Genomic DNA, 25,640 nt, shown 5'->3' with positions numbered 1-25,640 from the left:
AGGGCGCGCGAGCGGTGCGCGTACGTCAGCGCACACATCGCGCCACTCCGCCCTGCCCGCTGCCCAGGGCGCCGCTGCCGACGCGGCCGCCCTCCTTGGCGAACGTGGAGTAGAAGTCGGGGGAGGACATGCTCAGAAGTCCCACCCGTCGGCGTCGGCCGCGTCCTTGACCGGCTCCGGCGCGGCGAAGGACTCGCCGACCATGCCGGCGGTGAGCGTGGTGCCGTCGCTGGGGTCGATCAGGATGAACGAGCCGGTGCGCCGCGAGTCGGCGTAGGAGTCGGCGGGCAGCGGCTCGGCGGTGCGGACCTTGACGCGGCCGATGTCGTTGGCGACCAGCTGCCCGGGGTGCGGGTGCAGCGACAGGTCGTCCAGCGTGAGCCGGGCCGGGATGTCCTTGACGATCGCCTTGACGGTGCGGGTGCCGTGCTTGAGGAGCACCCGGTGGCCCACGGTGAGCGGCGCGTCGGCGACGTGGCAGACGGTGGCCTCGACGTCCTGGCTGGTGGCCGGGGCGTCCTCGCTGGGCACGATCAGGTCGCCGCGCGAGACGTCGATGTCGTCCTCGAGCAGCAGCGTCACCGACTGCGGGGTCCAGGCGGCGTCGACGGGCTCGCCGAGCACGTCGATGGCGGACACCTTCGAGGTGCGGCCCGAGGGCAGCACGGTGACCTCGTCGCCCACCCGGAAGGTGCCGGCGGCGATCTGGCCCGCGTAGCCGCGGTAGTCGGGGTGCTCGGCGGTCTGCGGCCGGATCACGTACTGCACGGGCAGCCGGGCGTGGCAGTGCGCCAGGTCGTGGCTGACCGGCACGGTCTCCAGGTGTTCCAGCACGGTCGGGCCGCCGTACCAGTCCATGACCGCCGACGCCTCCACCACGTTGTCGCCCGCCAGGGCGGAGATGGGGATCGCGGTGACCTCCGGGACGCCCAGCTCGGTGGCGTACGCCGTGAACTCCTCGGCGATGGCCGCGAACACGGACTCCCGGTAGTCGACCAGGTCCATCTTGTTGACGGCGAGGACGACGTGCGGGACGCGCAGCAGGGCGGCGATCGCGGCGTGCCGGCGGGTCTGCTCGACGACGCCGTTGCGGGCGTCGACCAGGATGACCGTCAGCTCGGCCGTGGAGGCGCCGGTGACCATGTTCCGGGTGTACTGCACGTGGCCCGGTGTGTCGGCCAGGATGAACCGGCGGCGCGGGGTGGCGAAGTAGCGGTAGGCCACGTCGATGGTGATGCCCTGCTCGCGCTCGGCCCTGAGGCCGTCGGTGAGCAGCGCGAGGTCCGGGACGTCCTGGCCGCGGCTCGCGGAGGCCCGCTCGACGGCCTCCAGCTGGTCGGTGAGGACCGACTTGGAGTCGTGCAGCAGCCGGCCGACCAGCGTGGACTTGCCGTCGTCGACCGAGCCGGCGGTGGCGAACCGCAGCAGGGTCGTCTCCGACAGCTGCCAGACCGACAGCGGCTCGACGGGTTCAGTGGTGCTGGTCATGTCTAGAAGTACCCCTCGCGCTTGCGGTCTTCCATCGCGGCCTCGGACATCTTGTCGTCAGCGCGGGTGGCGCCGCGTTCGGTGAGCCGGGTGACGGCGATCTCGGCGATGACCTTCTCGATGCTGTCGGCGTCGGAGTCGACGGCGCCGGTGCAGGACATGTCGCCGACGGTGCGGTAGCGCACGCGTCGCTTCTCGGTCCGCTCGCCGTCCTTGGGGCCGCCCCACTCACCGGCCGTCAGCCACATGCCGGAGCGGGCGAAGACCTCGCGCTCGTGGGCGTAGTAGATCTGCGGCAGCTCGATGCCCTCGCGGGCGATGTACTGCCACACGTCCAGCTCGGTCCAGTTGGAGAGCGGGAAGACGCGGACGTGCTCGCCGGGGGCGTGCCGGCCGTTGTACAGGTTCCACAGCTCGGGGCGCTGGCGGCGCGGGTCCCACTGGGAGAACTCGTCCCGCAGCGAGAACACCCGCTCCTTGGCACGGGCCTTCTCCTCGTCGCGGCGCCCGCCGCCGAAGACCGCGTCGAACTTCTCCGCCTGGATCTTCTCGGTCAGCGGCAGCGTCTGGAGGGGGTTGCGGGTGCCGTCCGGGCGCTCCTTGAGCACCCCGCGGTCGATGTAGTCCTGCACGGAGGCGACGTGCAGGCGCAGCCCGTGCCGCTCGACCGTGCGGTCGCGGTAGTCCAGGACCTCGGGGAAGTTGTGCCCGGTGTCCACGTGCAGCAGGGAGAACGGCACGGCCGCCGGGGCGAACGCCTTCAGCGCCAGGTGCAGCATCAGGATCGAGTCCTTGCCGCCGGAGAAGAGGATCACCGGCCGCTCGAACTCGCCCGCCACCTCGCGGAAGATGTGCACGGCCTCCGATTCGAGGGCGTCGAGGTGGGAGAGGGCGTACGGGCCCGCCGTACCCTCCCGCGCCGCTGCGACGGTCGTCGTCATGCCAGTCCCCTTTCGGTGAGCAGGGCGTGGACCGCCGCGGCGGACTCCTGGACGGTCTGGTCCTGCGACTCGATGCGCAGGTCGGGCTTGACGGGCTCCTCGTACGGGTCGTCCACCCCGGTGAGCCCCGTCAGCTCGCCCGCGGCCTGCTTGGCGTACAGGCCCTTCACGTCGCGCACCGAGCACACCTCGACCGGCGTGGCCACGTGCACCTCGACGTACGCCGTGCCGTTCGCCCCGTGGCGCTCGCGCACCGCGTCGCGGCTGTCCGCGTACGGCGCGATCACCGGAACCAGCGCCGTGACGCCGTTGCGGGCGAGCAGTTCGGCGACGAAGCCGATGCGCTGCACGTTGGTGTGCCGGTCCGCGCGGTCGAAGCCGAGGCCCGCCGAGAGGAACTCGCGGATCTCGTCGCCGTCGAGCAGTTCGACGCGCCGGCCCTCCTCACGCAGGCGGTCGGCCAGCGCGCGGGCGATGGTGGTCTTGCCGGCGCTGGGCAGCCCCGTGAGCCAGACGGTGGCTCCGGTCGTCACGTGGTTCTCCCTGGATGTCGATGGTCCCGACGGCGTCGGTCCGGTGGTGGTCGTCATGTCAGCCGTGCAGTCCACACTCGGTCTTGGAGCGGCCCGCCCAGCGTCCGGCGCGGGCGTCCTCGCCCTCCAGCACACGACGGGTGCAGGGCGCGCAGCCCACGGAGGCATAGCCGTCCATCAGCAACGGGTTGGTGAGGACGCCGTGCTCGGTGACGTACGTTTGCACATCTTCCTGTGACCACTTGGCGATGGGCGAGATCTTCACCTTGCCCCGCTTCTCGTCCCAGCCGACGACCGGCGTGTTCGCCCGGGTCTTGGACTCGTCGCGGCGCAGCCCGGTCGCCCAGGCCTGGTAGCCGGCCAGCCCCTCCTCCAGCGGCTTCACCTTGCGCAGCGCGCAGCACAGGTCGGGGTCGCGGTCGTGCAGCTTCGGCCCGTACTCGGCGTCCTGCTCGGCGACGCTCTGGCGCGGGGTGAGCGTGATGACGTTCACGTCCATCACGGCCTCGACCGCGTCGCGGGTGCCGATGGTCTCCGGGAAGTGGTAGCCGGTGTCGAGGAACACCACGTCGACGCCGGGCAGGGCGCGGGAGGCGAGGTGGGCGACGACGGCGTCCTCCATGGAGGAGGTCACGCAGAAGCGGCTGCCGAACGTCTTCGCCGCCCACCGGAGGATCTCCAGCGCGGTGGCGTCCTCCAGCTCCCGGCCCGCCCGCTCGGCGAGCGCCCTGAGGTCGTCGGTCGTACGTTCTTCCTGAACGGCCGTCATATCCGTTCCCCCTCGGTCGGGTTGGGCTGAAGACCCCGGGCGAGCAGCCCGAGGAACTTCAGCTGGAATGCGCGGTTGCACGCCCCGCATTCCCAGGCGCCGTGGCCCTGCTCACCCGGACGCAGGTCCTCGTCGCCGCAGTAGGGGCAGTAGAAGGGCGCGGCGCGTTCGCTCACGACAGGGCCTCCTCGGAGGCGCGGGCCGCCCAGGTGGCGAAGCGCTCGCCGTCCTCGCGTTCGGCCTGGTAGCGCTGGAGCACGCGCTCCACGTAGTCCGGCAGTTCCTCGGCGGTGACCTTCAGGCCGCGCACCTTGCGGCCGAAGGCCGGCTCCAGGCCGAGGGCGCCGCCCAGGTGCACCTGGTAGCCCTCGACCTGCTCACCGTGCTCGTCGAGCATGAGCTGGCCCTTGAGACCGATGTCCGCGGTCTGGATGCGGGCGCAGGCGTTCGGGCAGCCGTTGAGGTTGATGGTGAGGGGCTCGTCGAAGTCGGGGAGGCGGCGCTCCAGTTCGTCGATGAGCGAGGCGCCGCGCGCCTTGGTCTCGACGATGGCGAGCTTGCAGAACTCGATGCCGGTGCAGGCCATGGTGCCGCGCCGGAAGGTGGAGGGCCGGGCGGTGAGGTCCAGCGCCTCCAGGGACTCGACCAGCGAGTCGACCTGCGCCTCCTCGACGTCGAGGACGATCATCTTCTGCTCGACGGTGGTGCGCACCCGGCCCGAGCCGTGCGCCTCGGCCAGGTCGGCGACCTTGGTCAGGATCGTGCCGTCGACGCGGCCCACGCGCGGGGCGAAACCGACGTAGTAGCGGCCGTCCTTCTGCCGGTGGACGCCGATGTGGTCGCGCCAGCGGCTGGTCGGGTCGGCGGGCGCCGGACCGTCGGTCAGCTTCCGCTTCAGGTACTCGTCCTCCAGCACCTGGCGGAACTTCTCCGCGCCCCAGTCGGCGACCAGGAACTTCAGGCGGGCGCGGTTGCGCAGCCGCCGGTAGCCGTAGTCGCGGAAGATGGAGATGACGCCCTCGTAGACGTCGGGGACGTCGTCGATCGGCACCCAGGCGTTCAGCCGCACGCCCAGCTTGGGGTTGGTGGACAGGCCGCCGCCGACCCACAGGTCGAAGCCCGGGCCGTGCTCGGGGTGCTCCACGCCGACGAAGGCCACGTCGTTGATCTCGTGCACCACGTCGAGGACCGGCGACCCGGAGATCGCGGTCTTGAACTTGCGGGGGAGGTTCGAGTACGCCGGATTGTTCAGGACCCGGCGCTTCATCTCCTCCAGCGCCGGCGTGCCGTCGATGATCTCGTCCTCGGCGATGCCCGCCACCGGGGAGCCGATCATCACGCGGGGCGTGTCGCCGCAGGCGGTCACCGTGGACAGGCCGACGCCCTCCAGGCGGTTCCAGATCTCCGGCACGTCCTCGATGCGGATCCAGTGGTACTGGACGTTCTGCCGGTCGGTGATGTCGGCCGTGCCGCGCGCGAACTCCTGCGAGATCTCACCGATGACGCGCAGCTGAGCCGTGGTCAGCGCGCCGCCGTCGATGCGGACGCGGAGCATGAAGTAGCGGTCGTCCAGCTCCTCCGGTTCGAGGATCGCCGTCTTGCCGCCGTCGATGCCCTGCCGACGCTGGGTGTACAGCCCCCACCAGCGCATCCGGCCGCGCAGGTCACCGGGGTCGATCGAGTCGAAGCCGCGCTTGGAGTAGATCGTCTCAATACGTGTCCGAACGTTGAGACCGTCGTCGTCCTTCTTGGTCTGCTCGTTCCCGTTGAGCGGGGTGAAGTGCCCGGCCGCCCACTGGCCCTCGCCGCGGTGACGGCTCACCTTGCGGCGCGGGGTCGCGGCAGCGGGCTTCGGCGGGGTGGCGGCCATGGTTGACACACGTCCTTCAAGGCAGGATCTGGCGGGGTCGGCGCGCAGCGCCGTCGATGAGGGGTGGCGGTCGGGTGGCGGGTGGGAGGCTCTGACCTGCGCGCATGGCGCATGGCCTACGTAGGGGCATACGTGAGACACGCGTGCGCGTCATTGCGCGGGAGCGAGGTGAATGCGGGGAATCCGGAGGTGCTGGAGGGTGCTCTCAGCGGCCCGGACAGATGGCGCTGGACATGCGGCCGAGGTCGACGTGCCGCCGACTCACCAAGGCAATTCCAGTTCCAGGCATGACGGAAGCGTGGCACGACGATCTGTGACTGGTCCAGCTTAATCCAAAATGTGGACACCCTTGTCTCGTACGGCGAGACAAGGGTGTCGTTGGTCACACGGACGGCGACCCGGTCGGCCGGTCGACCGAAAACAGGCGTGTGGGCACAGGTCAGGCGGGGAAAGCCCCCGGCCACGGCCCCGGAGTGGCCACGTCCGCCTCCTCCTCCACCTTGGTGTCGAACAGCCGGAAGCCGCGGCGCTGGTAGTTGTCCATGGCGTACGCGCCGTCCTTGCTGCACGTGTGCAGCCACACCCGCTTGGTGGTGGCCAGCCCCGGCCAGCGCTCCGCCAGGTCCCAGGCGCGGGCGGTGCCGTAGGAAAGGAGGTGGCCGCCGATGCGCCGGCCGCGGAAGGCCGGGATCAGGCCGAAGTACTCGATCTCCACGACCCCGTCGTCGCCGGGCGTCAGCTCCACGTACCCGGCGGGCGTGCCGCGGTCGTACGCGACCCAGGTCTCCACGCCCGGCCGCTCCAGGTGCTCCCGCCACCGCGCGTGGCTCCAGCCGAGCCGGTCCGTCCAGCGGATGTCGCCGCCCACCGAGGCGTACAGGAAACGGCTGAACTCGGGGGAGGGCACCTCGGCGCGGACGATCCGGACGTCCCCCTCCGGGGCGGCGGCCGGCAGCAGATCGGTGGGCGCTGTCTGCTCCAGGGACCACGTGGTCACGGCGATGTTGGTCATGCCGGTCAGGGAATCATCCGCTCCGCGGATCTGTCGATCCCCGCCCGGTGCGGTCCGCCGCGGCCCGGGACGACGCCCCGGCGGCGCGTCAGTCGAGCGCGTCCTCGATCGACGCCAGCGGCAGCGCGAACAGCATGCGGTCCGACTGGGACCAGACCTCGCCGGTCTGCTCCCAGTACGACATCGAGCCCGCCGGCCCGCTCCAGCATTGCTGGGACCGGTCCGCCCCGCACTCCGCGGCCTCGGCGCCCTCCGTGTCCTGGCGCCACAGGGTCCCGCGTCCGTCCTGTCCGCCGGCCGCGCGTCCCAGGTACCAGTCGGACCGGGCCGCGCCGGGCGCCCGGTGCGACAGCACGCCGCCGACCTCGGCCGCGCCGGTCTCGTACGCCTCGACCGCGTCCACGCGCCCGGCGGAGTCCGCCAGGGGCAGTCCGGAGCGGTCGGGGTCCGTGGCCGTGCGCAGCGCGTAGCGCCACAGCCGGGTGGGCCGGTCGCCGTCCGCGGCCACGTGCTCGGTGGCCACCAGGCTGTCCGGTGCCGTGCCGCGGTCCAGGGAGATCGCGCCGGGGCGGGCCGCGTCGTCGGTGTCGGGGAGCCGGTAGGAGGCGATGGCGGGCAGCACGTACCGGTGGCCGCCCGCCGCCCAGCCGCCGGGCACCCGCCCGACGGCGTCCGCCGCGGTGGTGGCGCGCTGGACCCGCTCGACGTCGTACACGTACAGCGCGTCGCGGTCCCCGGCGGCGGCGGTGACCAGCAGCTTGTCCTGGTACCAGACCATGCCGGTGACGGGGGAGGCGAGCCCCCGGTAGTCGTGGCCGCCGTCGACCGGGACGGCGAGCAGCGCCGAGGTGTAGCCGAGCCGGTCGGGGTCGTCCGCGTCGACGAAGGAGACCCGGGCCAGGCCGCCCTGGGGTGTGCCGTCGTCGCGGGACCAGGCGGAGAGGATGACGCGGTGGGCGCCCCAGCGGCCGTCCTCGTCGGCGTCCCCGGAGGTGGTGACCGCGCCGGGGCGCCAGCCGTCGGTGTCGGCCTCGTCCCAGCAGTAGGCGCGGGTGGCGGCGGGGGAGACCGGCAGTGCCTCGCGCTCCCCGGCCGTGCAGTCGGCGGCGTCGCGCAGCGTGTGGTCGGCCGAGTCGAGGACGGTGTCGACGCCCACCGGGTCGCCCATCGAGGCGGAGAGCCGGTCGAGCCAGGCGGCCGGCACCCGGTGCTCGGCCAGGCGCAGCGCGTCGGTCTCGGCGGCGGAGGTGAGGGGCTTGAGGACGCCGGGGTCGTCGGCGACCGTGGCCTGCGAGGCGCTGATCAGCGTGGCGGCACCGGTCAACGCGAGGGCCGCGCCGGTCAGGGCCCCGCGCAGCGCCCTGCCCCGTCTGCGTCGGCGGTGTCTGCCGCGCTGCTTCATAGAACCTCCACGGACACCGGACCAACTGCGCTCGACGGTGGTCGCGTTGCCCGAGGAGCGGATGGGACGGTCCATCGAGGATGCTACGGCAGACGGACGGTCCGGCGGAGGCAGACGATGCAAATATGCGGAATCAACGCGTCTTTACGGCCATCCGGGGCGCAAGGGACTCCCTAAGCGCCCCGGGCGCCCCGTCACGGCACCCCCGGCGACACCCGCCGCCGCGCCACCGCCGGAGCCGTGGAGTGGGGGAGCAGGTCCCGGAGGTCGGCGGGGAGCAGGATCTCCACCTCCGCGTCCTCGCAGAAACGATACGGCCGGTGTTCCAGGTAGGCCCCGAGGTATCTCCGCACCCGCGACATCTCGGCCCGTACCGTCACCGTGCGGGCCCGGTCGCCGAACATGTCCTCGGCCAGCCCGGCGGCGCTGCGCCCGCCCCGGTGCACCGCCAGCAGGTACAGCAACTCCGCGTGCCGCGGGCTCAGTTCCCGCGCCCAGTCCTCCGCGCCGCCCAGCACCCGGACCGACCAGCGGCGCGGCTGCCCGAGGTCGAGGACGATCCGGGTGGCGCCCTGCGGCACCGGCCCCGCCGCGGCCCGCACCAGCCAGCCCTCGGCCAGCGGCTCCACCGTGCACGCCCCGAACGCGGGCAGCCACCGCGTCCCCGCCTCCGGCGACTTGGGCAGCACCACCCGGTCCAGGTACGGCATCCCCGTCACCGCCGCCGTCCAGCCGTCCCGGTCGGCCACCAGCGCCCGCCCGCCGAGCCGGGCCAGCACCGGCGCCGCCACCGCCCGCAGCCGCTCCAGCGACTGCGTGTGCAGCTCCCGCAGCCGGGCCTCGGCCAGCTTGGCCACCGAGTCCACCCACGCCAGCGTCGCCGGATGCATCGTCTCCAGCGGCCCGCTCACGTCGACCACCCCGAGCAGCCGCCCGCTGCGCGGGTCGGTGATCGGCGCCCCGGCGCAGGTCCAGGTCGCCTGGGACCGCACGAAGTGCTCGGAGGCGAAGACCTGTACGGGTCGCCGGGTCACCGCCGGTGTCCCCACGCCGTTGGTGCCGACCACCTCCTCCCGCCAGTCCGCCCCGAGTTCGAAGCCGAGCCCGTCGGCCCGGCGCAGCACCCGCGCGCTGCCCTCCCGCCACAGCACCCGGCCGTCCTCGTCCGCGACCACCATGATGTGGTGGGCCACGTCGGCGACCGACAGCAACGACTCCCGCAGCACCGGCAGCACGTGCCGCAGTTCGGAGGCCTCGCGCCGCCGACGGATCTCCTCCGGGCCCAGCAGCCCGGAGCGGAAGTCGCGCTCCGGGTCCACTCCGCTGCGCAGCATCCGGTCCCAGGACTGCTCGATCACCGGACGCGGCGCCACCGGAGCCCGCCCGCCCGAGAGTCTCGCGGTGCGGACCTCGCTGAGCATCCGGGCCGCACGCGCCGTGTCGACGGCGGCGAACTGCGTCACGTCCATGGGCGAGAGCGCCACGGGACCTCGTCCTTCCGGAAGTCGAATGTTCGTCTCATAGTGACCGGTTGCCCACGCCGGACGGGCACAGTCCGCACACAGCCGACCGCAAGTTGCAACCCCCTGCAACCCTGGTGGAGGGCGGTGCGGGTGTCCAAACTTGAACCACGCCGTCCCGAGCGGCGTACGCGGCCTGAACAGGCCCGTGTGGCGGGGGTGGTGCCGTGTCGGCGCAGCACCACCCCCGCGCCACGCGGCGGGAATCAGACCTCGGGCCGCGCCCGCTCCACCACCGCCGCCAGGTCCAGCGTCGGCGGCAGCGTGCCGAAGGCCGCGCCCCCGTCGCCGCCCAGCCGCGCGGCGCAGAACGCGTCGGCGACCTCCGGCGGCGCGTACCGCACCAGCAGCGCCCCTTGCAGTACCAGCGCCAGCCGTTCCGCCAGCAGCCGGGCCCGCCCCTCGGCGGCCGCCAGGTCGGCCAGGTCCGTCAGCAGGTCCCGGATCGCCGCGTCCAGCCGGTGATCCGCCCCGCGCGCCGCGCCCACCTCCGTCAGGTACGCGTCCAGCGCCGCCGGTTCGCGCCCCAGCGCCCGCAGCACGTCCAGCGCCTGCACGTTCCCGGCGCCCTCCCAGACCGAGTTCAGCGGCGACTCGCGCACCAGCCGGGGCATCCCGGACTCCTCGACGTACCCGTTGCCGCCCAGGCACTCGGCCGCCTCCACCGCCACCGGCGCGCACCGCTTGGTCACCCAGTACTTGGCCGCGGGCACCGCGAGGCGCAGCAGCGCACGCTCGCCCTCGTCACCGCCCGCGGCGGCGTCGCAGGCGGCCGCCAGCCGCAGGCCGAGCGTCGTGGCCGCCTCCGACTCGATCGCCAGGTCCGCCAGGACGTTGCGCATCAGCGGCTTGTCGGCCAGCTTCCCGCCGAACGCCTCGCGGTATGCGCAGTGGTGCACCGCCTGCGCCACCGCCTGCCGCATCAGGCCCGCCGAGCCCAGCACGCAGTCCAGCCGGGTCGCCGCCACCATGTCGATGATCGTGGGTACCCCGCGCCCCTCCGCGCCGACCCGGCGGGCCCAGGTCCCGGCGAACTCGACCTCGGCGGAGGCGTTGGACCGGTTGCCCAGCTTGTCCTTGAGCCGCTGGATCAGGAACACGTTGCGGGTGCCGTCCGCCAGCACGCGCGGCACCAGGAAGCAGGTCAGCCCCCCGGGGGCCCGCGCCAGCACCAGGAAGCCGTCCGACATCGGCGCCGAGCAGAACCACTTGTGCCCGGTCAGCTCGTAGGTCCCCTCCTCGGCCAGCGGCCGCGCCGACGTGGTGTTCGCCCGTACGTCGCTGCCGCCCTGCTTCTCCGTCATGCCCATCCCGAACAGCACCCCGGCCTTCAGGTGGGCCGGCCGCAGCTCCCGGTCGTAGACCCGGGAGGTCAGCCGGGGCTCCCACTCGGCGGCCAGCTCCGGCTCGGCGCGCAGCGCCGGCACCGCCGCGTGGGTCATCGACAGCGGACAGCAGGTGCCCGCCTCCACCTGGGTCCACATCAGGAACGCGGCCGCGCGCCGCACCTGCCCGCCCGGCCGCGACCAGGCGTCGGTCAGGCCCGCCGAGACGCCCTTGCCGAGCAGCCGGTGCCACGCCGGGTGGAAGTCGACCTCGTCGACGCGGTGGCCGTAGCGGTCGTGGGTGCGCAGGACCGGCGGGTGGTCGCCCGCCTGCGCGCCCCACTCCTGGGTCTGGAACGACCCGCAGCCCCGGCCCAGCCCCGAGAGCTCGGCGAGCGCCTCCTCGCGCGGCCCCGCCGCCAGGTGCCGTCCGACCGCCTCCGTCAGGACCCGGTCGGAGGTGAAGACGTCGTAGCCGGTCAGCGGCGGCGCCTGATTCGTCACGGTGTGGGTACTGCCTGCCATGGACGTGAACCTACCGTGCCGCGGGACCCCGGCGGGCCGGGACGGGGACTGCGGGACTCCGCGGATGAGTGGCACCCCCGGCGCCGGATACCTTTAGGGCGTGCAGCCAGCAAGTGAATCCCCCGAACGGCCCTCGGGCCGGCTCCACCGCGCCCGGGTCCTGTACCGGAACGTCTCCAAACGCAGGACCGCCTGGCTGCTGCTCAAGGACACGGTCAACTCGTGCATGGAGTACCGCATCCTCGGCCTGGCCGCCGAGGCCGCGTTCTTCACCCTGCTCTCGGTGCCGCCCCTGCTGCTGAGCCTGCTCGGGCTGCTCGGCTACGTCGACTCCTGGATCGGCGCCGACACCACCGAGAGCCTGCGCACCAACATCCTGGACGCCTCCCGCGCGGTGCTCTCCGAGAAGGGCGTCAAGCAGATCACGGAGCCGATCCTGGACGACGTGATGAAGGGGGGCCGGCCCGACGTCATCTCCATCGGTTTCCTGTTCGCCCTGTGGTCGGGCTCCCGCGCGGTGAACGTCTTCATCGACACCATCACCGTGATGTACGGCCTCGACGGCGTCCGGGGCATCGTCAGGACCCGCCTGATGGCCTTCCTGCTGTTCATCGTGGCCCTGCTGATCGGGTCGATCGCGCTGCCGCTGATGGTGGCGGGACCGGACGCCGTGGTACGGGTCGTGCCCTGGTCGACGACGGTCGTCCAGGTGCTGTACTGGCCGGTCGTGATCATCCTGTCGGTGGCGTTCCTGACCACGCTGTACCACGTGTCCGTGCCGGTGCGCTCCCCGTGGATCGAGGACGTCCCCGGCGCGCTGGTCGCCCTCGCCATGTGGGTGCTCGGCAGCTTCCTGCTGCGCATCTACCTCACCAGCACCGTCGAGGGCCCCACCATCTACGGCTCCCTGGCCGCGCCCGTCGCCGTGCTGCTGTGGATCGGCGTGTCCGCGTTCGCGGTGCTCGTCGGCGCCGCGGTCAACGCGGCCATCGACCGGGTGTGGCCGGCCGCCGCGACCGCGGCCGCCCGCGAGGCCAACGAGCGGCTGCGCCAGGCCCAGGTCGCCGAGTACGTCGCCCGCACCTCGGCGAACGGCGGGGGCGACCCCGACATGCCCTCCGAGTTCCCCGAGCGCTGGTCCCGTTTCCTGCCCCCCGAGGACGTCACGGCCCGGCTGCGCACCCACCCGAAGACCCCGCCCCCGGCGAACCACACCCACCACCACGACCACGACGACGGCCACGGTCACGGCAAGCCGGAGGCCTCCTAGGACGCCGGTCCGGGGCGGGTCGGGCGGGCGGTCAGCTCGTGGCGTGCCCGGGCCGCCGCGCCCAGCGGCACCGCGTCCGCCCCCAGGGCCGCCCGCAGCAGCTTGACGGGATGGCCGCTGATCGGCGGCTCGGCGGCGAGCGGCTCCTGGATCAGCGGTTCCAGCAGCGGCCAGGCGCCGCTGACGCCGCCCCCGATCACGACCGTGGCGATGTCGACGAGGCCGGCGGTCATCACGATCGCCCGGGCGACACCCGCGCCCGCCGCCGCGTACACGGCGTGCGCGTCGGCGTCCCCGTTCCGGGCCGCCTCGGCCACCTCGCGGGCGGTCAGCTCCCGCCCGGTGCGCTCGCCGTAGCGGGCCCGCAGCGAACGGGCCGAGGCCAGCGTCTCCAGGTGGCCGCGGCCGCCGCAGGTGCACGGCAGGTCGCCGAAGCCGGGGATGTGGCCGATCTCGCCGGCCGCACCGTGCGCTCCGGTGCGCAGCGCGCCCCCCGTCCACAGCGCACCGCCCACTCCGGTGCCCAGGGTCATGCCCAGGACGTCCTCCTCGCCCGCCGCCGCACCGCACGCGATCTCGCCGCGCAGGAACGCGTTGACGTCGTTGTCGAGGAAGGCGGGCACGCCCAGTGCGGTACTCAGGGCGGCGGTCACGGGGAAACCGGCCCAGTCGGTGAACGAGTCGCTCGCCACCAGGACGTGACCGGAGGCCGCGTCGACCACTCCGGCCGCGCCCACCCCCACGGCGGTGAGCCGGCCGGGGGTGCGCGCCCGCACGACGGCGAGCGCGTCGAGGGTCGCGGCGATCATCGCCCGGCCGCCGGAACGGGCCGGAGTGGCCACCTCCGCGCGGTCGAGCACCCTCAGTTCCTCGTCGCAGAGCACCACCTGCGTGGTGGTGCCCCCGATGTCGACCCCGGCGAAGACCGCGGTGTCGGGACCGCTCACCCCTGCTCCTCCGTCCGCCCGGCCGCGAGGGTCGCCAGCCGCTCGGCCCGCCGCCCGCGCTGGACGACGGGGTCGGGCACCGGCACCGCCGCCAGCAGGCGCCGGGTGTAGTCGGTCTCGGGGTGCAGCAGGGTCGCCGACGTGAGCCCCTGCTCCTCGGCCCGCCCCGCCCGCATCACGACCACCCGGCGGGCGAACTGCTGCACCACGGCCAGGTCGTGGGAGACGAAGAGGCAGGCGAAGCCCAGCTCCTCCTGTAGTTCGCCGATCACCTCGAGGACCGCCTCCTGCACACTCACGTCCAGGGCACTGGTGGGTTCGTCCGCCACCAGCAGCCGGGGTTCGAGGACCAGGGCGCGGGCCAGGCTCACCCGCTGGCGCTGGCCGCCGGACAGCTCGCGCGGCGTGCGCCGGGCGACCTCCCGCGGCAGCCTGACCCGGTCGAGGACCGCGGCGACCAGGGACTCCCGTTCCCTGCCGGACAGTCCTCTGCGGTGGATCCGCAGCGGTTCCGCGACGCACTCGCCGACCGTCATACGGGCGTCGAGCGAGGCGACCGGGTCCTGGAGGACGACGCCGATCCCGGCCCGCAGCGCCCGCCTCGTCCGTGCCCGGGTACGGGCCAGGTCGGCGCCGAACAGGGTGACCGAGCCGTCCGTGGGCGCGATCAGGCCGAGCGCCACCCGGGACGCGGTGGACTTGCCGGAGCCGGACTCGCCCACCAGGCCGAGGGTCTCCCCGGGGTGGACGGCGAAGGAGACGCCCTTGAGGGCGTGCACCGCCTGCTTCCCGCGGCCGAAGACCACCGAGACGTCCGTCAGTTCCACCGCCGGCTGTCCGGCGGGCGCGGTGTCCGGAGCGGTGTCCGGCGCGTCGGCCCCGGCTGTCCGCCGCTCGTCGGACCCGGCGGTCTCGGCGACGGACAGCCGCGGTACGGCGGACAGCAGCCGCTTGGTGTAGTCGTGCGAGGGGCGCAGCAGGACGTCCTCGACGGGCCCGGTCTCCACGATGGCGCCCTGGTACATCACCGCGACCCGGTCGGCGAAGTCCGCGACGACCCCCATGTTGTGGGTGACCAGCAGGACACCCGTGCCGGTCTCCGCCGCGAGCCGCCGCAGCAGGTCGAGGATCTCGGCCTGCACGGTCACGTCGAGGGCGGTGGTGGGCTCGTCGGCGATCAGCAGCGCCGGTTCGTTGGCGATGGCCATGGCGATGACGACGCGCTGGCGCTGGCCGCCGGAGAGCTGGAAGGGGTAGGCGCGGGCCCGCTGCTCGGGCTCGGGGATGCCGACGCGGCGGAGCAGTTCGACGGCGCGCGCGGCGGCGTCCGCCGCGGACACCCGGCGGTGGTTGCGGATCACCTCGGCGATCTGCTTGCCGACCCGGGTGAGCGGGTCGAGCGCGGTGGCCGGTTCCTGGAACACCATGGAGACGGTCGATCCGCGCAGCCCGGACAGCCGCTCCTCGTCGGCGCCCACGATGTCCGTGCCGTCCACGACGGCCCTTCCGGTGGCCCGCGCGTTGCCGGACAGCAGCCCCATGGCCGCCAGCGCGACGGTGGACTTGCCCGAGCCCGACTCGCCGACCAGGGCGAGCGTCTCGCCGGGCGCGACGTGCAGGGACACGCCGCGCACGGCCCGCACCGGGCCGGTCTCCGTGGTGAAGACGACGCCCAGGTCGTCCAGGTCGAGGATGTGCCCGCCGAGAGTGTCGGCGGCCGGTCGTCGAACGGCGCTCACGCTCGCCCCCTCACGTCGAATGCGTCCCGGAGTCCGTCTCCGATCGCGTTGAACGCCCACACCACCAGGATGATGGCGAGGCCGGGCGGCACGATCAGCCACCAGTAGCCCGAGTAGGCGGCGGTCATCCCCGTGGAGAGCATGCCGCCCCAGTCGGTGGACGGGGGCTGGACGCCCAGGCCGAGGTAGGAGACGTAGGCCACCAGCAGGATCGCGTCGGCGACCTGGAAGGTGGCCGCCACGATGATGGTCGACACCGAGTTCGGCAGGATGTGCCGGGTGATGGCGCGGGTGTGGCCGCCGCCGATCGCGCGCAGGGTGAGGACGAAGTCCCGGTTCTTCAGCGTCAGGGTCTCCGCCCGCACCAGCCGCGACGGCACGAGCCAGGAGATGAGACCGAGGATGAGGACCAGGCCGGTCAGGTCCGGGGTGGTGATGGCGGAGACCACCAGCAGGATGAACAGGGCGGGGATGGCGATGCCCGCGTCCACCACGCGCATCATGACCGCGTCGATCCAGCCGCCCGCGTAGCCGGCCGCGGCGCCCCACAGGGTGCCGATGACGGTGGCGAGGACACCGGCCGACAGGCCGACGATCAGCGAGACCTTGCCGCCGTACATCAGCCGGCCCAGCTCGTCGTGGCCGACCGCGTCGGTACCGAGCCAGTGGGCGCCGCTGGGCGACTGGTTGACCTGCTGGAGCAGCGTGTGGGTCTGGTCGGTGGAGTAGATCAGCGGGCCGACGAAGCAGAAGAGGACGAAGAAGACCACCACGCCGAGCCCCACCACGGCGAGGCGGTTGCGCAGGAAGCGGCGGACCGCGAGCCGGGTGCCGGAGGCGGCGCGCGCGGGCTTCGCGGCGAGCCCGTCCACGGAGGCGAGGGAACTGCTCATGACCGACCTGCCTTCACTCGGGGGTCGATGACGCGTTGGAGGACGTCGGCCAGGAGGGTGCCGGTCACCGTGGCGATCGAGATGACCAGGACGCAGCCCAGCAGCACGGGATAGTCGGAGGACTGGGCTGCGGTCCAGAACAGCAGGCCCATTCCGGGGTAGTTGAAGAGCTGCTCCACCACCAGCGCGCCGCCGAAGAGGACCGGCACGTAGTAGCCGAGCATGGCCACCACGGGGGTCAGCGAGTTGCGGAAGACGTGCCGGGTCAGGACGGCCCGGGGGCGGGAGCCGCCGGCCCGCGCGGTGCGCACGTAGTCCTCGGAGAGGTTCTCCAGCGTGGCCGAGCGCATGTAGCGGCTGAAGACGGCGACCATCGTGGCCGCGCCGGCCACCACCGGCAGCACCAGTCCCTGGGGCTGGGAGAGCACATCCGAGACACTGTTGCCCTGGGGCGCCTGGGCCGGGAACCAGGGCAGGACCTGGCTGAAGACCAGGACCAGGATCAGGCCCAGGAAGTACACGGGGGTGGAGTAGGCGATGAAGCTGAGCGTGGTGATGACGTAGTCGACCGGCTTGTTGCGGCGCACGGCCTGCCACACGCCGAGCGGCACCGCGACCAGCAGGCCGACGACCGCCGACAGGACGGTCAGCAGCAGCGTCTTCGGCAGCCGTTCGGTGATCAGTTGGGAGACGGGCTCGTTGAGGGTGTACGACATGCCGAAGTCGCCGTGGATCAGCTGGTTCAGGTAGTACACGTACTGAACCGGCAGCGGCTTGTCGAGCCCCTGCTCGTGGTTGAAGGCGGCGATCTGCGAGGCGGTGGCCTGCGGGCCGAGGATGCCGCGGGCGGGGCCCCCGGGCAGGGCGTGCAGCAGGCAGAACACCACGACGGTCACGAGAAGGACCACCGCCAGGGCCTGGAGGACCCGCCTGATCAGGAAGGAGTATGTGCTCATGGGTTTCCGGGTGACTGGGTGCGGACGGGGCAGGGGCAGCTGCGGGTGAGCGGGGCCGGGCGCGGCCTCACTTCGTCCACGCCCACATGGCGGGGTGGAAGTTGGCGAGGGAGTCCTGGGCGAATCCGCCGAGTCCGTCCCTGATCACGGAGACCTGGTAGTCGGGCTCGGGGAGCCAGATGACGGGCAGGTCCTCGGCGAGGGCCTTGCTGTAGTCGAGCATGGCGTCGGGGGACGAGGAGGTGGTGGTCCGGTCGATCAGCTCGTCCACCTCGGGGTTGGAGTAGCTGCCGAAGTTGGAGCCGCCGCCGCTCGCGAACAGCGCGTCACCGCTCGGGTAGGCGGGGAAGTACCAACTGCCCGCGCTGCCGAAGAAGGAGAGCTGCCACTTGCAGGCGGGGTCGTCCTCCTCGCACTGCCCGGTCTGCGAGAGGACCGAGTTGACCGGTGCGGTCTTGATGTCGAAGTCGATGCCGGTCTCCTCGAAGGAGGACTGGAGGGCGCTCATCATGTTGTCCGTCTCCGTGGAGCCGGACTGGGAGAGCACCCGCATCCTGAACTCGGTGCCCTTCTCGACGCCTTCGCCGCAGTGCCCCGCGCCTTCGCCCGGTGAGGTGCACACCATGGTGCCGTCCTGCTCGGTCCAGCCGTGGTCGGTCAGCAGCTTGCGCGCCTCGGCGGTCGAGAACGGGTACGGCTCCGCCTTCTGCTCGCCGGAAAGGAAGGCGGACGCCTGCCCCTGCGGGACGGGGCCGTAGGTGGGTACGGCGGTGCCGTTGTAGAGCACCTTGGCCAGGGTCTTCTGGTCGACGGACATCTGGATGGCCTGCCGGGCGTAGGACTGCCGGAAGACCGCGCCCATCTCGGGGTTGTTGAAGTTGTACGGCATGTACGTGACGGCCCAGCCGGACCACCGCTCGACGTGGTAGCCGAGGTCCGTGAAGGACTTCTTGATCCCCAGGTCGGAGGCCTTGATGTAGCCGTAGTCGACCGTGCCGGCCCGCAGCGCGTTCTCCTCGGCGGCCACGGTGGTGAAGGACAGCAGGTTGATCTGCCGGACGTGGGCCGCGCCCCCGCCGTCGTACTTCTCGTTCTCGATCAGCTCGACCCGGCCGGAGGTGGAGAAGGACTTGAGCGTGTACGGCCCGCTGACCGTCTTCCACAGCGGGTCGCTCGCGTAGTGGGAGATCTTCTTGCCGGCGTCGATCAGGTACGCCCAGACCTTCTTGGCGCCGGCCGGGGTGCGGTCGAGGTCGGAGACGGCCCCCGAGTCGCCGGTCTTGTCCCACACGTGCTGCGGCATCGGGCGGATCATGCTCAGCTCGTTGGCGAGCATCCACTGCCGGTTGTAGGCGCGGTCGAAGTCGAGCGTGAAGTGCCGGTCGTCGATGGTCTCGAAGGACGACCAGACGTCCGGGGCCTTGCCCGGACTGTAGCTGGCCCACGACTTCTTGTTCTCCCTGACCAGGTTGAACCAGAACTCGACGTCCCGGGAGGTGACCGGCTCGCCGTCGCTCCAGTGGCGGTCGGCGAGGGTGATGGTGACGCTCTTGTTGTCCGCGGCGAACTTCGCGTCCGTCGCCAGCGAGTTGTCCTTGTTCCAGCCGATCTCGCCGGTGGAGCCGTCGTAGGCGATCAGGGGCTCCCACAGCACCTGGGATATGGAGGCGTTGTTCGTGTTGAGGTGCCCCGGCGTGCCGATCGGCACGATCCAGTTGGGGGTGAAGTTCGCCGGCAGCGCGTAGTTGATCTCGTTCTTCGAGCCGGAGGGCGCGGACACGCCGCCCGTGCAGCCGCTGAGCAGCACGCCCACGGCCGCGCATGCGCCGACGACGAGCGCCCGGCGTCGGCGTGTCGCTGTGCGAGCAGGGGACATGTATCTCCTCCAGGTGAGTGGCCTGGAGGTCAGCTAACGCCTGACCCGGTGCAGGTGACAAACAAAGTTTCGTAACAACTAAGTATCTCCGGTTCTGAAAAAAGTCCGGGCGCTGTCATAGCCGCGAATTACTGCACTGACCGCCATTCACGGGACGCCGTTTCAGGCGTACTGTCTGCATCGGACCGACCATGGGGAAGTAAGCACGTACATGAATGAAATAAGTACGCGGGGGCGGAAGGCGGCAGGCACCTCGGCGCTGGCGGCGCGGGCCCTCGAACTGATCGCGTCCGGACGGGCGACCTCCCGGGCCCAGCTCGCCGAGCTGCTCGGCGCCGCGGCCTCCAGCGTCTCGGTGGCCGTGGGGCAGCTCGTGGAGCACGGCCTCGTCGCCGAGGAGGGGACCCAGTCCTCCACCGGCGGACGCCCGCGCAAGGTGCTCAGGCTCGGCGGCCAGGACGAGTTCGCCGTCGCCGCCGACCTGGGCGGCAGACACGCCCGCGTCGGAGTCGTCCTGCCGGGCGGCGAGCTGCGCGACGTCTCCACCGTGCCGCTGGTGATCGCCGACGGCCCGGAGGCGGCCCTCTCCCGGCTCGCGGCCACCCTGGAGGAACTGGTCGAACGGCACGGAAGGGCACGGCTGCGCGGCGTCGGCCTCTCCCTGCCCGGCCCGGTCGACACCGCGACGGGAAGCGTCGTGCAGCCCTCCCGCATGCCGGGCTGGAACCGCTTCCCCGTCGAAGCCTGGCTCCGGGAGCGCTTCGCGGTCCCCGCCGTCGCCGACAACGACGCCAACTGCATGGCGGTCGGCGAGCACACCGCCCGCCGGGGACGCCACCAGCAGGTGATCATGGTGAAGATGGGCACCGCGATCGGCGCCGCCGCTCTCGTGGACGGCCGGCTCTACCGCGGCGGCACGGGCGCGGCGGGGGAGATCACCCACATCCGCATCGCCCGCGGCGCCCACATGCCCTGCTCCTGCGGCAACACCGACTGCCTGGAGACGGTCGCCTCCGGCGCCGCCCTCGTCCGGGTGCTGCGCGACGAGGGCGTCGACGTCAGCACCGCCGAGGACGTCGTGCGGCTGGCCACCGACGCGCACCCGGAGGCCAACCGGGCGGTGCGCAGGGCCGGGGACTACCTCGGCCAGGTGCTCGCCGCGAACGTCAACTTCTTCAATCCGGACGCCGTCTACCTGGGCGGCATCCTCTCCACCGTCGAACCGTTCGTCGCCGCCGTCCGCAGCCAGCTCTACGAGAGCTGCCACCCGCTGGTCACCGAGCACCTGGCCATCGAGCGCGCCGTGCTCGGCGCCGACGCCGGCCTCCTGGGCGCCGGGCAGTTCGCCCTCCAGCGGGCCCTGGCCCAGGCCCTGCGCCAGGTCGGCGGCGCTCAGCTGGACCCGGACCGGTTCCCGGCCCCGGCGGCCCCGGCCCCCTGAACCAACGCCCCCGCACCGCCCCGCACCACCGCACGAACGAGGAGCCATGTCGCACCCCAGCACCGCCACCAGCACCGCCACCAGCACGCCCGCCGGCACTCCCGCCGGCGTTCCCTCCCGCCGCCCCGTCGTCGCCATCGCCGGTCTGGGCATCGAGTCGTCCACCTTCTCGCCCGCCCGCACCCGGGCGCCCGCCTTCCACCCCTCCCGCGGCCAGGAGGTCCTGGACCGCTACCCCTTCCTCGCCCCCGGCGAGGAACTGCGCGAGGCGGCCGACTGGCACGGCGCCCTGGTCGGCAAGTCGCTGCCGGGCGGCACCGTCACCGCCGCCGCCTGGGAGGAACTCACCGGGGAACTCCTCACCCGGCTCGCCGCACTGCCCGCGCTGGACGGCCTCTGGTTCGACATCCACGGCGCCATGACCGTCGAGGGCATCGACGACGCCGAGGCCCTGCTCCTGGAGAAGGTGCGCTCCGTCGTCGGCGACGGCGTGATCGTCTCCACCTCCATGGACCTGCACGGCAACGTCTCCCGCGCTCTCGTCCACCGCAGCGACCTGATCACCTGCTACCGGATGGCCCCGCACGAGGACCACATGGAGACCAAGGAACGCGCCGTACGCAACCTGCTGGCGCACCTCGCCTCCGGCGCCCCCCGCCCGCTGAAGGCGTGGGTTCCCGTCCCCGTCCTGCTGGCCGGCGAGCAGACCTCCACCCGGATCGAACCCGCGAAGAGCGTGTACGGCGCCGTTGCCGGGGTCGAGGCGGCGGACGGCGTGATCGACGCGGCGATCTGGGTCGGCTACGCCTGGGCGGACGAGCCCCGCAACCGGGCCGCGGTCGTCGTCACCGGCCACGACGAGCAGGCCGTGTCCGCGGGCGCCGAGGAACTGGCCCGCGGCTTCTGGGCAGCCCGCCACGACTTCGACTTCGTCGCCCCCACCGGCACCTTCGACGCCATCCTGGACGAGGCCCTCGCGGGCGAGCGACGCCCGTACTACGTCAGCGACACCGGCGACAACCCGACCGCGGGCGGTGCCGGTGACGTGACCTGGGGCCTGACGCGGCTGCTGGCCCGCCCCGAGTTCCAGAAGGAGGACGGACCGACCGTCCTGTACGCCTCGGTGCCGGGTCCCGAGGCCGTCCGGCAGGCCGCCGCCGCGGGCGTCGGCGCCACGGTGACGGTGACGGCGGGCGCCGAGGTCGACGACCGGCACGCCGGTCCCGTCACCCTCACCGGCGTCGTGCACGCCGTCCGGCACGGGGACCGCGACGCGCGGACCGAGGCCGTGATACGGGTCGGCAGCGCGTACGTGATCCTCACCGAGCTGCGCAAGCCGTACCACCACGAGCACGACTTCACCGACCTGGACCTCGACCCGCGCGGCGCCGACATCGTCGTCGTGAAGATCGGCTACCTGGAGCCCGAGCTGTTCGCGATGGCCGCCGACTGGAAGATGGCCCTCACCCCGGGCGGCGTCGACCAGGACCTGGTCCGCCTCGGCCACCACCGCATCCGCCGGCCCATGTTCCCCTTCGACCCCGCCATGGCCGACCCGGACCTGTCCGCCCGCCTGATCCCGGCCGCGGACCAGCCCCTGACCGGAGCCGACGAATGAGCACCGACCGTCCCCCGGGCACCTCCTCCCTGGAGATCGCCGTCGTGTCCCCGGCCGGTGCCCGCACCGCCCGCGAGAACGGCGCGGACCGCGTCGAACTGTGCACGGGACTCGAACTGGGCGGCCTGACCCCCTCCACCGCGACGGTCGAGGCGGCCGTCGCGTCCGGGCCGCCCGTCCACGTCCTCGTCCGCTGCCGCCCCGGCGACTTCGTGTACGACGGCGAGGAGGTCGCCCTGATGGCCGCGGAGGTGCGCGCCGCCCTGCGCGCGGGCGCCCACGGCGTCGTCGTCGGAGCGCTGACCCCGGACGGCGCCCTCGACACGCACGCCCTCGCCGCGCTGGTGGGCAGCGCGCGGGACACCGACCCCGCCGCGCAGGTCACGCTCCACCGGGCGGTGGACCAGGCGAGCGACCCGGTGGCCGCCGTCGCGGCGCTGCCGGGACTCGGCATCACCCGCGTCCTGACCTCCGGCGGCGCGCCCACCGCGATCGAGGGCACCGCCGTGCTCACCGCGATGGCCGCCGCGGCCCCCGGCGTCGACGTGGCCGCCGGGGGCGGGGTGCGGCCCGGCGACATCGCCGGCCTGCTGGCGGCGGGCGCCGGCTCGGTGCACCTGTCCGCCAAGTCCCGGGCCACGCCCCGGCGCGCGGCCGGCTGGGTGCCGCTCGGCGCGGGCGGCACCTCCGCCGAGGACGACACCCACTTCGTCACCGACGGCACGGTCGTCGCGGCGGCGAGGCGGGCGCTGGACACGGCGGCCTGAGGGCGGGAGGGTCCGTAACCGGCGCCCGGCGTACTCTGCACCCATTCGACGATCGGTCGATCACGGGCATGCGGGCGCGGGACGGGCGTCCGCGGGCGGGTGTGCGCGGAGTGCGGGGAGCGCGGGGGTGCCGGGGGTGCGGGGGTGTCTATGAGTGACGTGCGTTCGCAACGAGGCGGCAGACCAGGTCTCTCGGTCGGTGTGCGGATCATCAGCGTGGTCGTCCTGGTCGCGATCGGGGCCGTCGGCGCCTGGCTCAAGCACGACGCCTCCGGCCGGAGTGCGCAGCCGCGTACGGAGTTCACCGCGGACAACCCGCCCCCCGGTCTGCCCGCCGGGCTCACCACCGGCCAGCGCCTGAACTGGTCCCGCTGCACCTCGCCGCCGACCGCGCGCACGGCCTACGAATGCGCCGTCATGAAGACTCCCCTCGACTACCGGAAACCGGACGGCAGGACGATCGACGTCGCCCTGATCCGCCGCAAGGCCACCGGCCCGAACGCCCGGCGTATCGGTTCGCTCGTCCTCAACTTCGGCGGTCCCGGCGTGTCCGGCGTGCGCGGACTGCCCGAACGCCTCAATCAGTACAAGCCGCTCCTCGACCGCTACGACCTGGTCTCCTTCGACCCGCGCGGCGTCGGCGCGACCATCCCCGTGCGCTGCGGGAAGACCGCGGACGACACCGGCTTCGACGGGACAGACGCCTGCGCCGAGCACTCCGGGGCGCTCTTGCCGTACATCGGCACCACGCACACCGCGCGCGACCTCGACCTGATGCGCTACCTCCTCGGCGACGAGCGGCTGCACTACTTCGGCGTCTCGTACGGAACGGCGCTCGGCGCGGCCTACGCCCACCTCTACCCGTCGCACGTCGGACGGCTCGTCCTCGAAGCGCCCGTCGATCCGACCGAGGACCTCAGCGAGGAGCAGCTGTCGCAGGTCAAGGCGGTCCAGGCGGCGTTCGACCGGTTCGCCGCGCACTGCGCGGCCCGCATCCGCCACTGCCCGACCGGCGACGGGCCCGAGGAGGCCGCGCGACGCATGGCGCGCCTGTCCGACCGCTTGGCCAAGACGCCCGCCCCGGCAGGCGGCGGAAACAACCTCGACGCCGACGACCTCGCGCACACCGTCAGCGACTATCTCGACCTCGGCACGGACGGCTGGCCGCCGCTCGCCAAGGCCCTCACCGCGCTGATCGACCACAACGACGCCGGTCCGCTGAGCGAGGGCGCGGACGGCACCGGCTCCGCCGACCGCGCGTCGAGTCCGCACGACAGCAGCCGCGCCGCCCTGATCGCGATCACCTGCGCGGACTCCAGCCTGCGCCCCGGCTTCGAACGCCTCGACAGGGACGCGGCCCGCATCGAAGCCGCCTCACCCGTCTTCGGCGAGGCCTGGTCCAACGGCGTCTACCTCTGCTACGACTGGCCGTTCGACGGCGAGCGCGTCAGGCCCCGGGTGAGTGCCGACGGTGCGGCTCCCGTCCTCGTGGTCGGCGGCACCGGAGACCCGACCACCCCGTTTCCCGGCGCCCGCCACATGGCCCGCGCGCTGGGCGACGGGGTCGGCGTGCTCCTGACGGCCGAGGAGGAGGGCCACGGAACATACCCGCAGAACCGCTGCGTCGCGGAGGCGGTGGACACCTACCTCCGCACGGGCCGCACCCCGGCCGCGGGGACGGTGTGCCGGGGCAGCATGTCCTGAGGCCCGTACGTACGGATCCGCCGGGCGGCCGTCAGCCGGAACACCGGGACACCGACACCGGGACACCGGGCCACTGGGACACTGGCACCGTGGACGCACTCGCCGGACTGCTGGAGGGCCCCCGGGCCCGTGGCGCCTTCATGATCCGCGCCTGTTTCGACCCGCCCTGGGCGGTGCGCGTCGAGGATCAGGCGCCGCTGACCGTGATGCTGATGGTCCGCGGCGACGCCTGGATCGTGCCGGACACGGGGGAGCGGCTGCGGCTGCGGGCCGGGGACCTGGCCGTCGCGCGCGGCCCCGACCCGTACGTCTGTGCCGACGACCCCGGCACCGCCCCGCAGGCGGTGATCCTGCCGGGCGGCGCGTGCAGTTACCCCGACGGGCGGCCCCTCAACGGCTCGATGGACCTCGGCGTACGCACCTGGGGCGACCGCGCCGACGGCGAGGCGGTCCTCCTCATCGGCACGTACCTGGTCCGCGGTGAGATCGGCGGCCGGCTCCTCGACGCGCTGCCTCCGCTGCTGTCCCTCACCTCCGAGGATTGGGACAACCCCCTCACACCGCTGCTGATGACGGAGGTGACGCGGGACGAGCCGGGCCAGGAGGTGGTCCTGGACCGGCTCCTGGACCTGCTGGTCATCGCCGCGCTGCGGGCCTGGTTCGCCGGCCCGTCGGCCGAGGCCCCCGCCTGGTACCGGGCCCTGGGCGACCCGGTCGTCGGCCGGGCGCTGCGGCTGCTCCAGGACGACCCGGCGCACCCGTGGACCGTCGCGTCGCTCGCCGCCAAGACCGGGGTGTCCCGTGCCGCGCTCGCCCGCCGCTTCACCGACCTGGTCGGCGAACCGCCCATGGCGTACCTCACCGGCTGGCGCCTCGCCCTGGCCGCCGACCGGCTGCGGGACGGCGAGGACACCCTCGGCGCGATCGCCCGCCGGGTCGGCTACGGCAGCGCATTCGCGCTGTCCGCGGCCTTCAAGCGGGTGTACGGGGTCAGCCCGCAGGAGTACCGGACCTGAGCTGCGGCACACCAGCCGCCCCGGCTGC

General features: G+C 73.0%; 22 protein-coding genes. 6 read left to right on the top strand and 16 right to left on the bottom strand.

Annotated elements, in window-relative coordinates:
* Positions 1–132 precede the first annotated feature (132 nt).
* The 11 genes from B9W62_RS08430 to B9W62_RS08385 all read right to left on the bottom strand — a co-directional run bounded on the left by B9W62_RS08430 (position 133) and on the right by B9W62_RS08385 (position 11,385).
* Entirely contained in the window at positions 133–1,488 is a 1,356-nt protein-coding gene (locus B9W62_RS08430; protein WP_087806579.1) for a sulfate adenylyltransferase subunit 1, read from the bottom strand.
* Between the two features lie 2 nt (positions 1,489–1,490).
* Positions 1,491–2,429, bottom strand: a complete 939-nt coding sequence (gene cysD, locus B9W62_RS08425; RefSeq protein WP_087806578.1) for a sulfate adenylyltransferase subunit CysD — start codon at positions 2,427–2,429, stop codon at positions 1,491–1,493.
* Positions 2,426–3,019 carry an adenylyl-sulfate kinase gene (gene cysC, locus B9W62_RS08420; protein WP_179235393.1) on the bottom strand — a complete coding sequence of 198 codons (594 nt, stop codon included), beginning with the start codon at positions 3,017–3,019 and terminating at the stop codon, positions 2,426–2,428. Before cysC ends, cysD begins: the two co-directional genes overlap by 4 nt.
* Position 3,020: 1 nt before the next feature.
* Positions 3,021–3,731: a phosphoadenylyl-sulfate reductase gene (locus tag B9W62_RS08415; protein WP_087806576.1), complete on the bottom strand. Its 711-nt coding sequence runs from the start codon at positions 3,729–3,731 to the stop codon at positions 3,021–3,023.
* Positions 3,728–3,907 (bottom strand): hypothetical protein, encoded by a 180-nt coding sequence (locus tag B9W62_RS08410; RefSeq protein ID WP_059298364.1) that lies wholly within the window; start codon positions 3,905–3,907, stop codon positions 3,728–3,730. The genes B9W62_RS08415 and B9W62_RS08410 overlap by 4 nt, the downstream gene beginning before the upstream one ends.
* Positions 3,904–5,601 (bottom strand): sulfite reductase SirA, encoded by a 1,698-nt coding sequence (gene sirA, locus B9W62_RS08405; protein WP_087806575.1) that lies wholly within the window; start codon positions 5,599–5,601, stop codon positions 3,904–3,906. The genes B9W62_RS08410 and sirA overlap by 4 nt, the downstream gene beginning before the upstream one ends.
* Before the next feature lie 205 nt (positions 5,602–5,806).
* Complete coding sequence (locus tag B9W62_RS41200; protein WP_309475039.1) at positions 5,807–5,890, bottom strand: putative leader peptide; 84 nt, start codon at positions 5,888–5,890, stop codon at positions 5,807–5,809.
* Between the two features lie 150 nt (positions 5,891–6,040).
* Entirely contained in the window at positions 6,041–6,613 is a 573-nt protein-coding gene (locus tag B9W62_RS08400; RefSeq protein ID WP_087806574.1) for a GNAT family N-acetyltransferase, read from the bottom strand.
* A gap of 88 nt (positions 6,614–6,701) precedes the next feature.
* A complete protein-coding gene (locus tag B9W62_RS08395) occupies positions 6,702–8,015 on the bottom strand; it encodes a hypothetical protein (RefSeq protein WP_087806573.1) in 1,314 nt (437 codons plus the stop codon).
* Between the two features lie 194 nt (positions 8,016–8,209).
* The gene (locus B9W62_RS08390; protein WP_087806572.1) at positions 8,210–9,499 is read right to left on the bottom strand and encodes a GAF domain-containing protein; all 1,290 of its coding nucleotides are present in this window, start codon (positions 9,497–9,499) and stop codon (positions 8,210–8,212) included.
* Between the two features lie 242 nt (positions 9,500–9,741).
* Entirely contained in the window at positions 9,742–11,385 is a 1,644-nt protein-coding gene (locus tag B9W62_RS08385) for an acyl-CoA dehydrogenase family protein (protein WP_087806571.1), read from the bottom strand.
* Between the two features lie 100 nt (positions 11,386–11,485).
* Between B9W62_RS08385 and B9W62_RS08380 the strand changes: the two genes are divergently transcribed.
* Positions 11,486–12,655 carry a YihY/virulence factor BrkB family protein gene (locus tag B9W62_RS08380; RefSeq protein ID WP_179235392.1) on the top strand — a complete coding sequence of 390 codons (1,170 nt, stop codon included), beginning with the start codon at positions 11,486–11,488 and terminating at the stop codon, positions 12,653–12,655.
* On the opposite strand, the gene B9W62_RS08375 is transcribed toward B9W62_RS08380, so the two are convergent.
* The 5 genes from B9W62_RS08375 to B9W62_RS08355 all read right to left on the bottom strand — a co-directional run bounded on the left by B9W62_RS08375 (position 12,652) and on the right by B9W62_RS08355 (position 19,066).
* Complete coding sequence (locus tag B9W62_RS08375) at positions 12,652–13,602, bottom strand: ROK family protein (protein ID WP_087806569.1); 951 nt, start codon at positions 13,600–13,602, stop codon at positions 12,652–12,654. The two genes, B9W62_RS08380 and B9W62_RS08375, sit on opposite strands and share 4 nt — an antisense overlap.
* Positions 13,599–15,341, bottom strand: coding sequence for a dipeptide ABC transporter ATP-binding protein (locus tag B9W62_RS08370; protein ID WP_087806568.1), 1,743 nt, complete (start codon positions 15,339–15,341; stop codon positions 13,599–13,601). Before B9W62_RS08370 ends, B9W62_RS08375 begins: the two co-directional genes overlap by 4 nt.
* Positions 15,338–16,234, bottom strand: coding sequence for an ABC transporter permease (locus B9W62_RS08365; RefSeq protein WP_087806567.1), 897 nt, complete (start codon positions 16,232–16,234; stop codon positions 15,338–15,340). The genes B9W62_RS08370 and B9W62_RS08365 overlap by 4 nt, the downstream gene beginning before the upstream one ends.
* Positions 16,231–17,190 carry an ABC transporter permease gene (locus tag B9W62_RS08360; protein ID WP_087806566.1) on the bottom strand — a complete coding sequence of 320 codons (960 nt, stop codon included), beginning with the start codon at positions 17,188–17,190 and terminating at the stop codon, positions 16,231–16,233. Before B9W62_RS08360 ends, B9W62_RS08365 begins: the two co-directional genes overlap by 4 nt.
* A 67-nt stretch (positions 17,191–17,257) precedes the next feature.
* Complete coding sequence (locus B9W62_RS08355; RefSeq protein ID WP_087806565.1) at positions 17,258–19,066, bottom strand: peptide ABC transporter substrate-binding protein; 1,809 nt, start codon at positions 19,064–19,066, stop codon at positions 17,258–17,260.
* 211 nt (positions 19,067–19,277) lie between these two features.
* On the opposite strand from B9W62_RS08355, the gene B9W62_RS08350 reads away from it, so the two are divergent.
* The 5 genes from B9W62_RS08350 to B9W62_RS08330 all read left to right on the top strand — a co-directional run bounded on the left by B9W62_RS08350 (position 19,278) and on the right by B9W62_RS08330 (position 25,612).
* Positions 19,278–20,507 carry an ROK family protein gene (locus tag B9W62_RS08350; RefSeq protein WP_087806564.1) on the top strand — a complete coding sequence of 410 codons (1,230 nt, stop codon included), beginning with the start codon at positions 19,278–19,280 and terminating at the stop codon, positions 20,505–20,507.
* A gap of 46 nt (positions 20,508–20,553) precedes the next feature.
* Positions 20,554–22,125, top strand: a complete 1,572-nt coding sequence (locus B9W62_RS08345) for a M81 family metallopeptidase (protein WP_087806563.1) — start codon at positions 20,554–20,556, stop codon at positions 22,123–22,125.
* Entirely contained in the window at positions 22,122–22,892 is a 771-nt protein-coding gene (locus tag B9W62_RS08340; protein WP_087806562.1) for a copper homeostasis protein CutC, read from the top strand. The genes B9W62_RS08345 and B9W62_RS08340 overlap by 4 nt, the downstream gene beginning before the upstream one ends.
* 150 nt (positions 22,893–23,042) lie before the next feature.
* On the top strand, positions 23,043–24,596 hold the full coding sequence (locus tag B9W62_RS08335; RefSeq protein ID WP_087806561.1) for an alpha/beta hydrolase: 1,554 nt from the start codon (positions 23,043–23,045) through the stop codon (positions 24,594–24,596).
* An 89-nt stretch (positions 24,597–24,685) separates the two neighbouring features.
* Positions 24,686–25,612 carry an AraC family transcriptional regulator gene (locus B9W62_RS08330; protein WP_087806560.1) on the top strand — a complete coding sequence of 309 codons (927 nt, stop codon included), beginning with the start codon at positions 24,686–24,688 and terminating at the stop codon, positions 25,610–25,612.
* The last annotated feature ends 28 nt before the right edge of the window (positions 25,613–25,640 follow it).

It is taken from the genome of Streptomyces sp. CS113 (assembly GCF_002188365.1).
GTDB classification, from domain to species: Bacteria; Actinomycetota; Actinomycetes; order Streptomycetales; family Streptomycetaceae; genus Streptomyces; species Streptomyces tendae.
Note: the sequence above shows the minus strand (reverse complement) of the source record. Positions and strands in the feature narration are given on the sequence as shown.

Excerpts from the sequence above, each read along its gene's own strand:
- B9W62_RS08430 (WP_087806579.1), bottom strand. The coding sequence starts at position 1,488 with ATGACCAGCACCACTGAACCCGTCGAGCCGCTGTCGGTCTGGCAGCTG.
- cysD (WP_087806578.1), bottom strand. The coding sequence starts at position 2,429 with ATGACGACGACCGTCGCAGCGGCGCGGGAGGGTACGGCGGGCCCGTAC.
- cysC (WP_179235393.1), bottom strand. The coding sequence starts at position 3,019 with ATGACGACCACCACCGGACCGACGCCGTCGGGACCATCGACATCCAGG.
- B9W62_RS08415 (WP_087806576.1), bottom strand. The coding sequence starts at position 3,731 with ATGACGGCCGTTCAGGAAGAACGTACGACCGACGACCTCAGGGCGCTC.
- sirA (WP_087806575.1), bottom strand. The coding sequence starts at position 5,601 with ATGGCCGCCACCCCGCCGAAGCCCGCTGCCGCGACCCCGCGCCGCAAG.
- B9W62_RS41200 (WP_309475039.1), bottom strand. The coding sequence starts at position 5,890 with ATGCCTGGAACTGGAATTGCCTTGGTGAGTCGGCGGCACGTCGACCTC.
- B9W62_RS08400 (WP_087806574.1), bottom strand. The coding sequence starts at position 6,613 with ATGACCAACATCGCCGTGACCACGTGGTCCCTGGAGCAGACAGCGCCC.
- B9W62_RS08395 (WP_087806573.1), bottom strand. The coding sequence starts at position 8,015 with ATGAAGCAGCGCGGCAGACACCGCCGACGCAGACGGGGCAGGGCGCTG.
- B9W62_RS08385 (WP_087806571.1), bottom strand. The coding sequence starts at position 11,385 with ATGGCAGGCAGTACCCACACCGTGACGAATCAGGCGCCGCCGCTGACC.
- B9W62_RS08365 (WP_087806567.1), bottom strand. The coding sequence starts at position 16,234 with ATGAGCAGTTCCCTCGCCTCCGTGGACGGGCTCGCCGCGAAGCCCGCG.
- B9W62_RS08360 (WP_087806566.1), bottom strand. The coding sequence starts at position 17,190 with ATGAGCACATACTCCTTCCTGATCAGGCGGGTCCTCCAGGCCCTGGCG.
- B9W62_RS08355 (WP_087806565.1), bottom strand. The coding sequence starts at position 19,066 with ATGTCCCCTGCTCGCACAGCGACACGCCGACGCCGGGCGCTCGTCGTC.
- B9W62_RS08350 (WP_087806564.1), top strand. The coding sequence starts at position 19,278 with ATGAATGAAATAAGTACGCGGGGGCGGAAGGCGGCAGGCACCTCGGCG.
- B9W62_RS08345 (WP_087806563.1), top strand. The coding sequence starts at position 20,554 with ATGTCGCACCCCAGCACCGCCACCAGCACCGCCACCAGCACGCCCGCC.
- B9W62_RS08340 (WP_087806562.1), top strand. The coding sequence starts at position 22,122 with ATGAGCACCGACCGTCCCCCGGGCACCTCCTCCCTGGAGATCGCCGTC.
- B9W62_RS08335 (WP_087806561.1), top strand. The coding sequence starts at position 23,043 with ATGAGTGACGTGCGTTCGCAACGAGGCGGCAGACCAGGTCTCTCGGTC.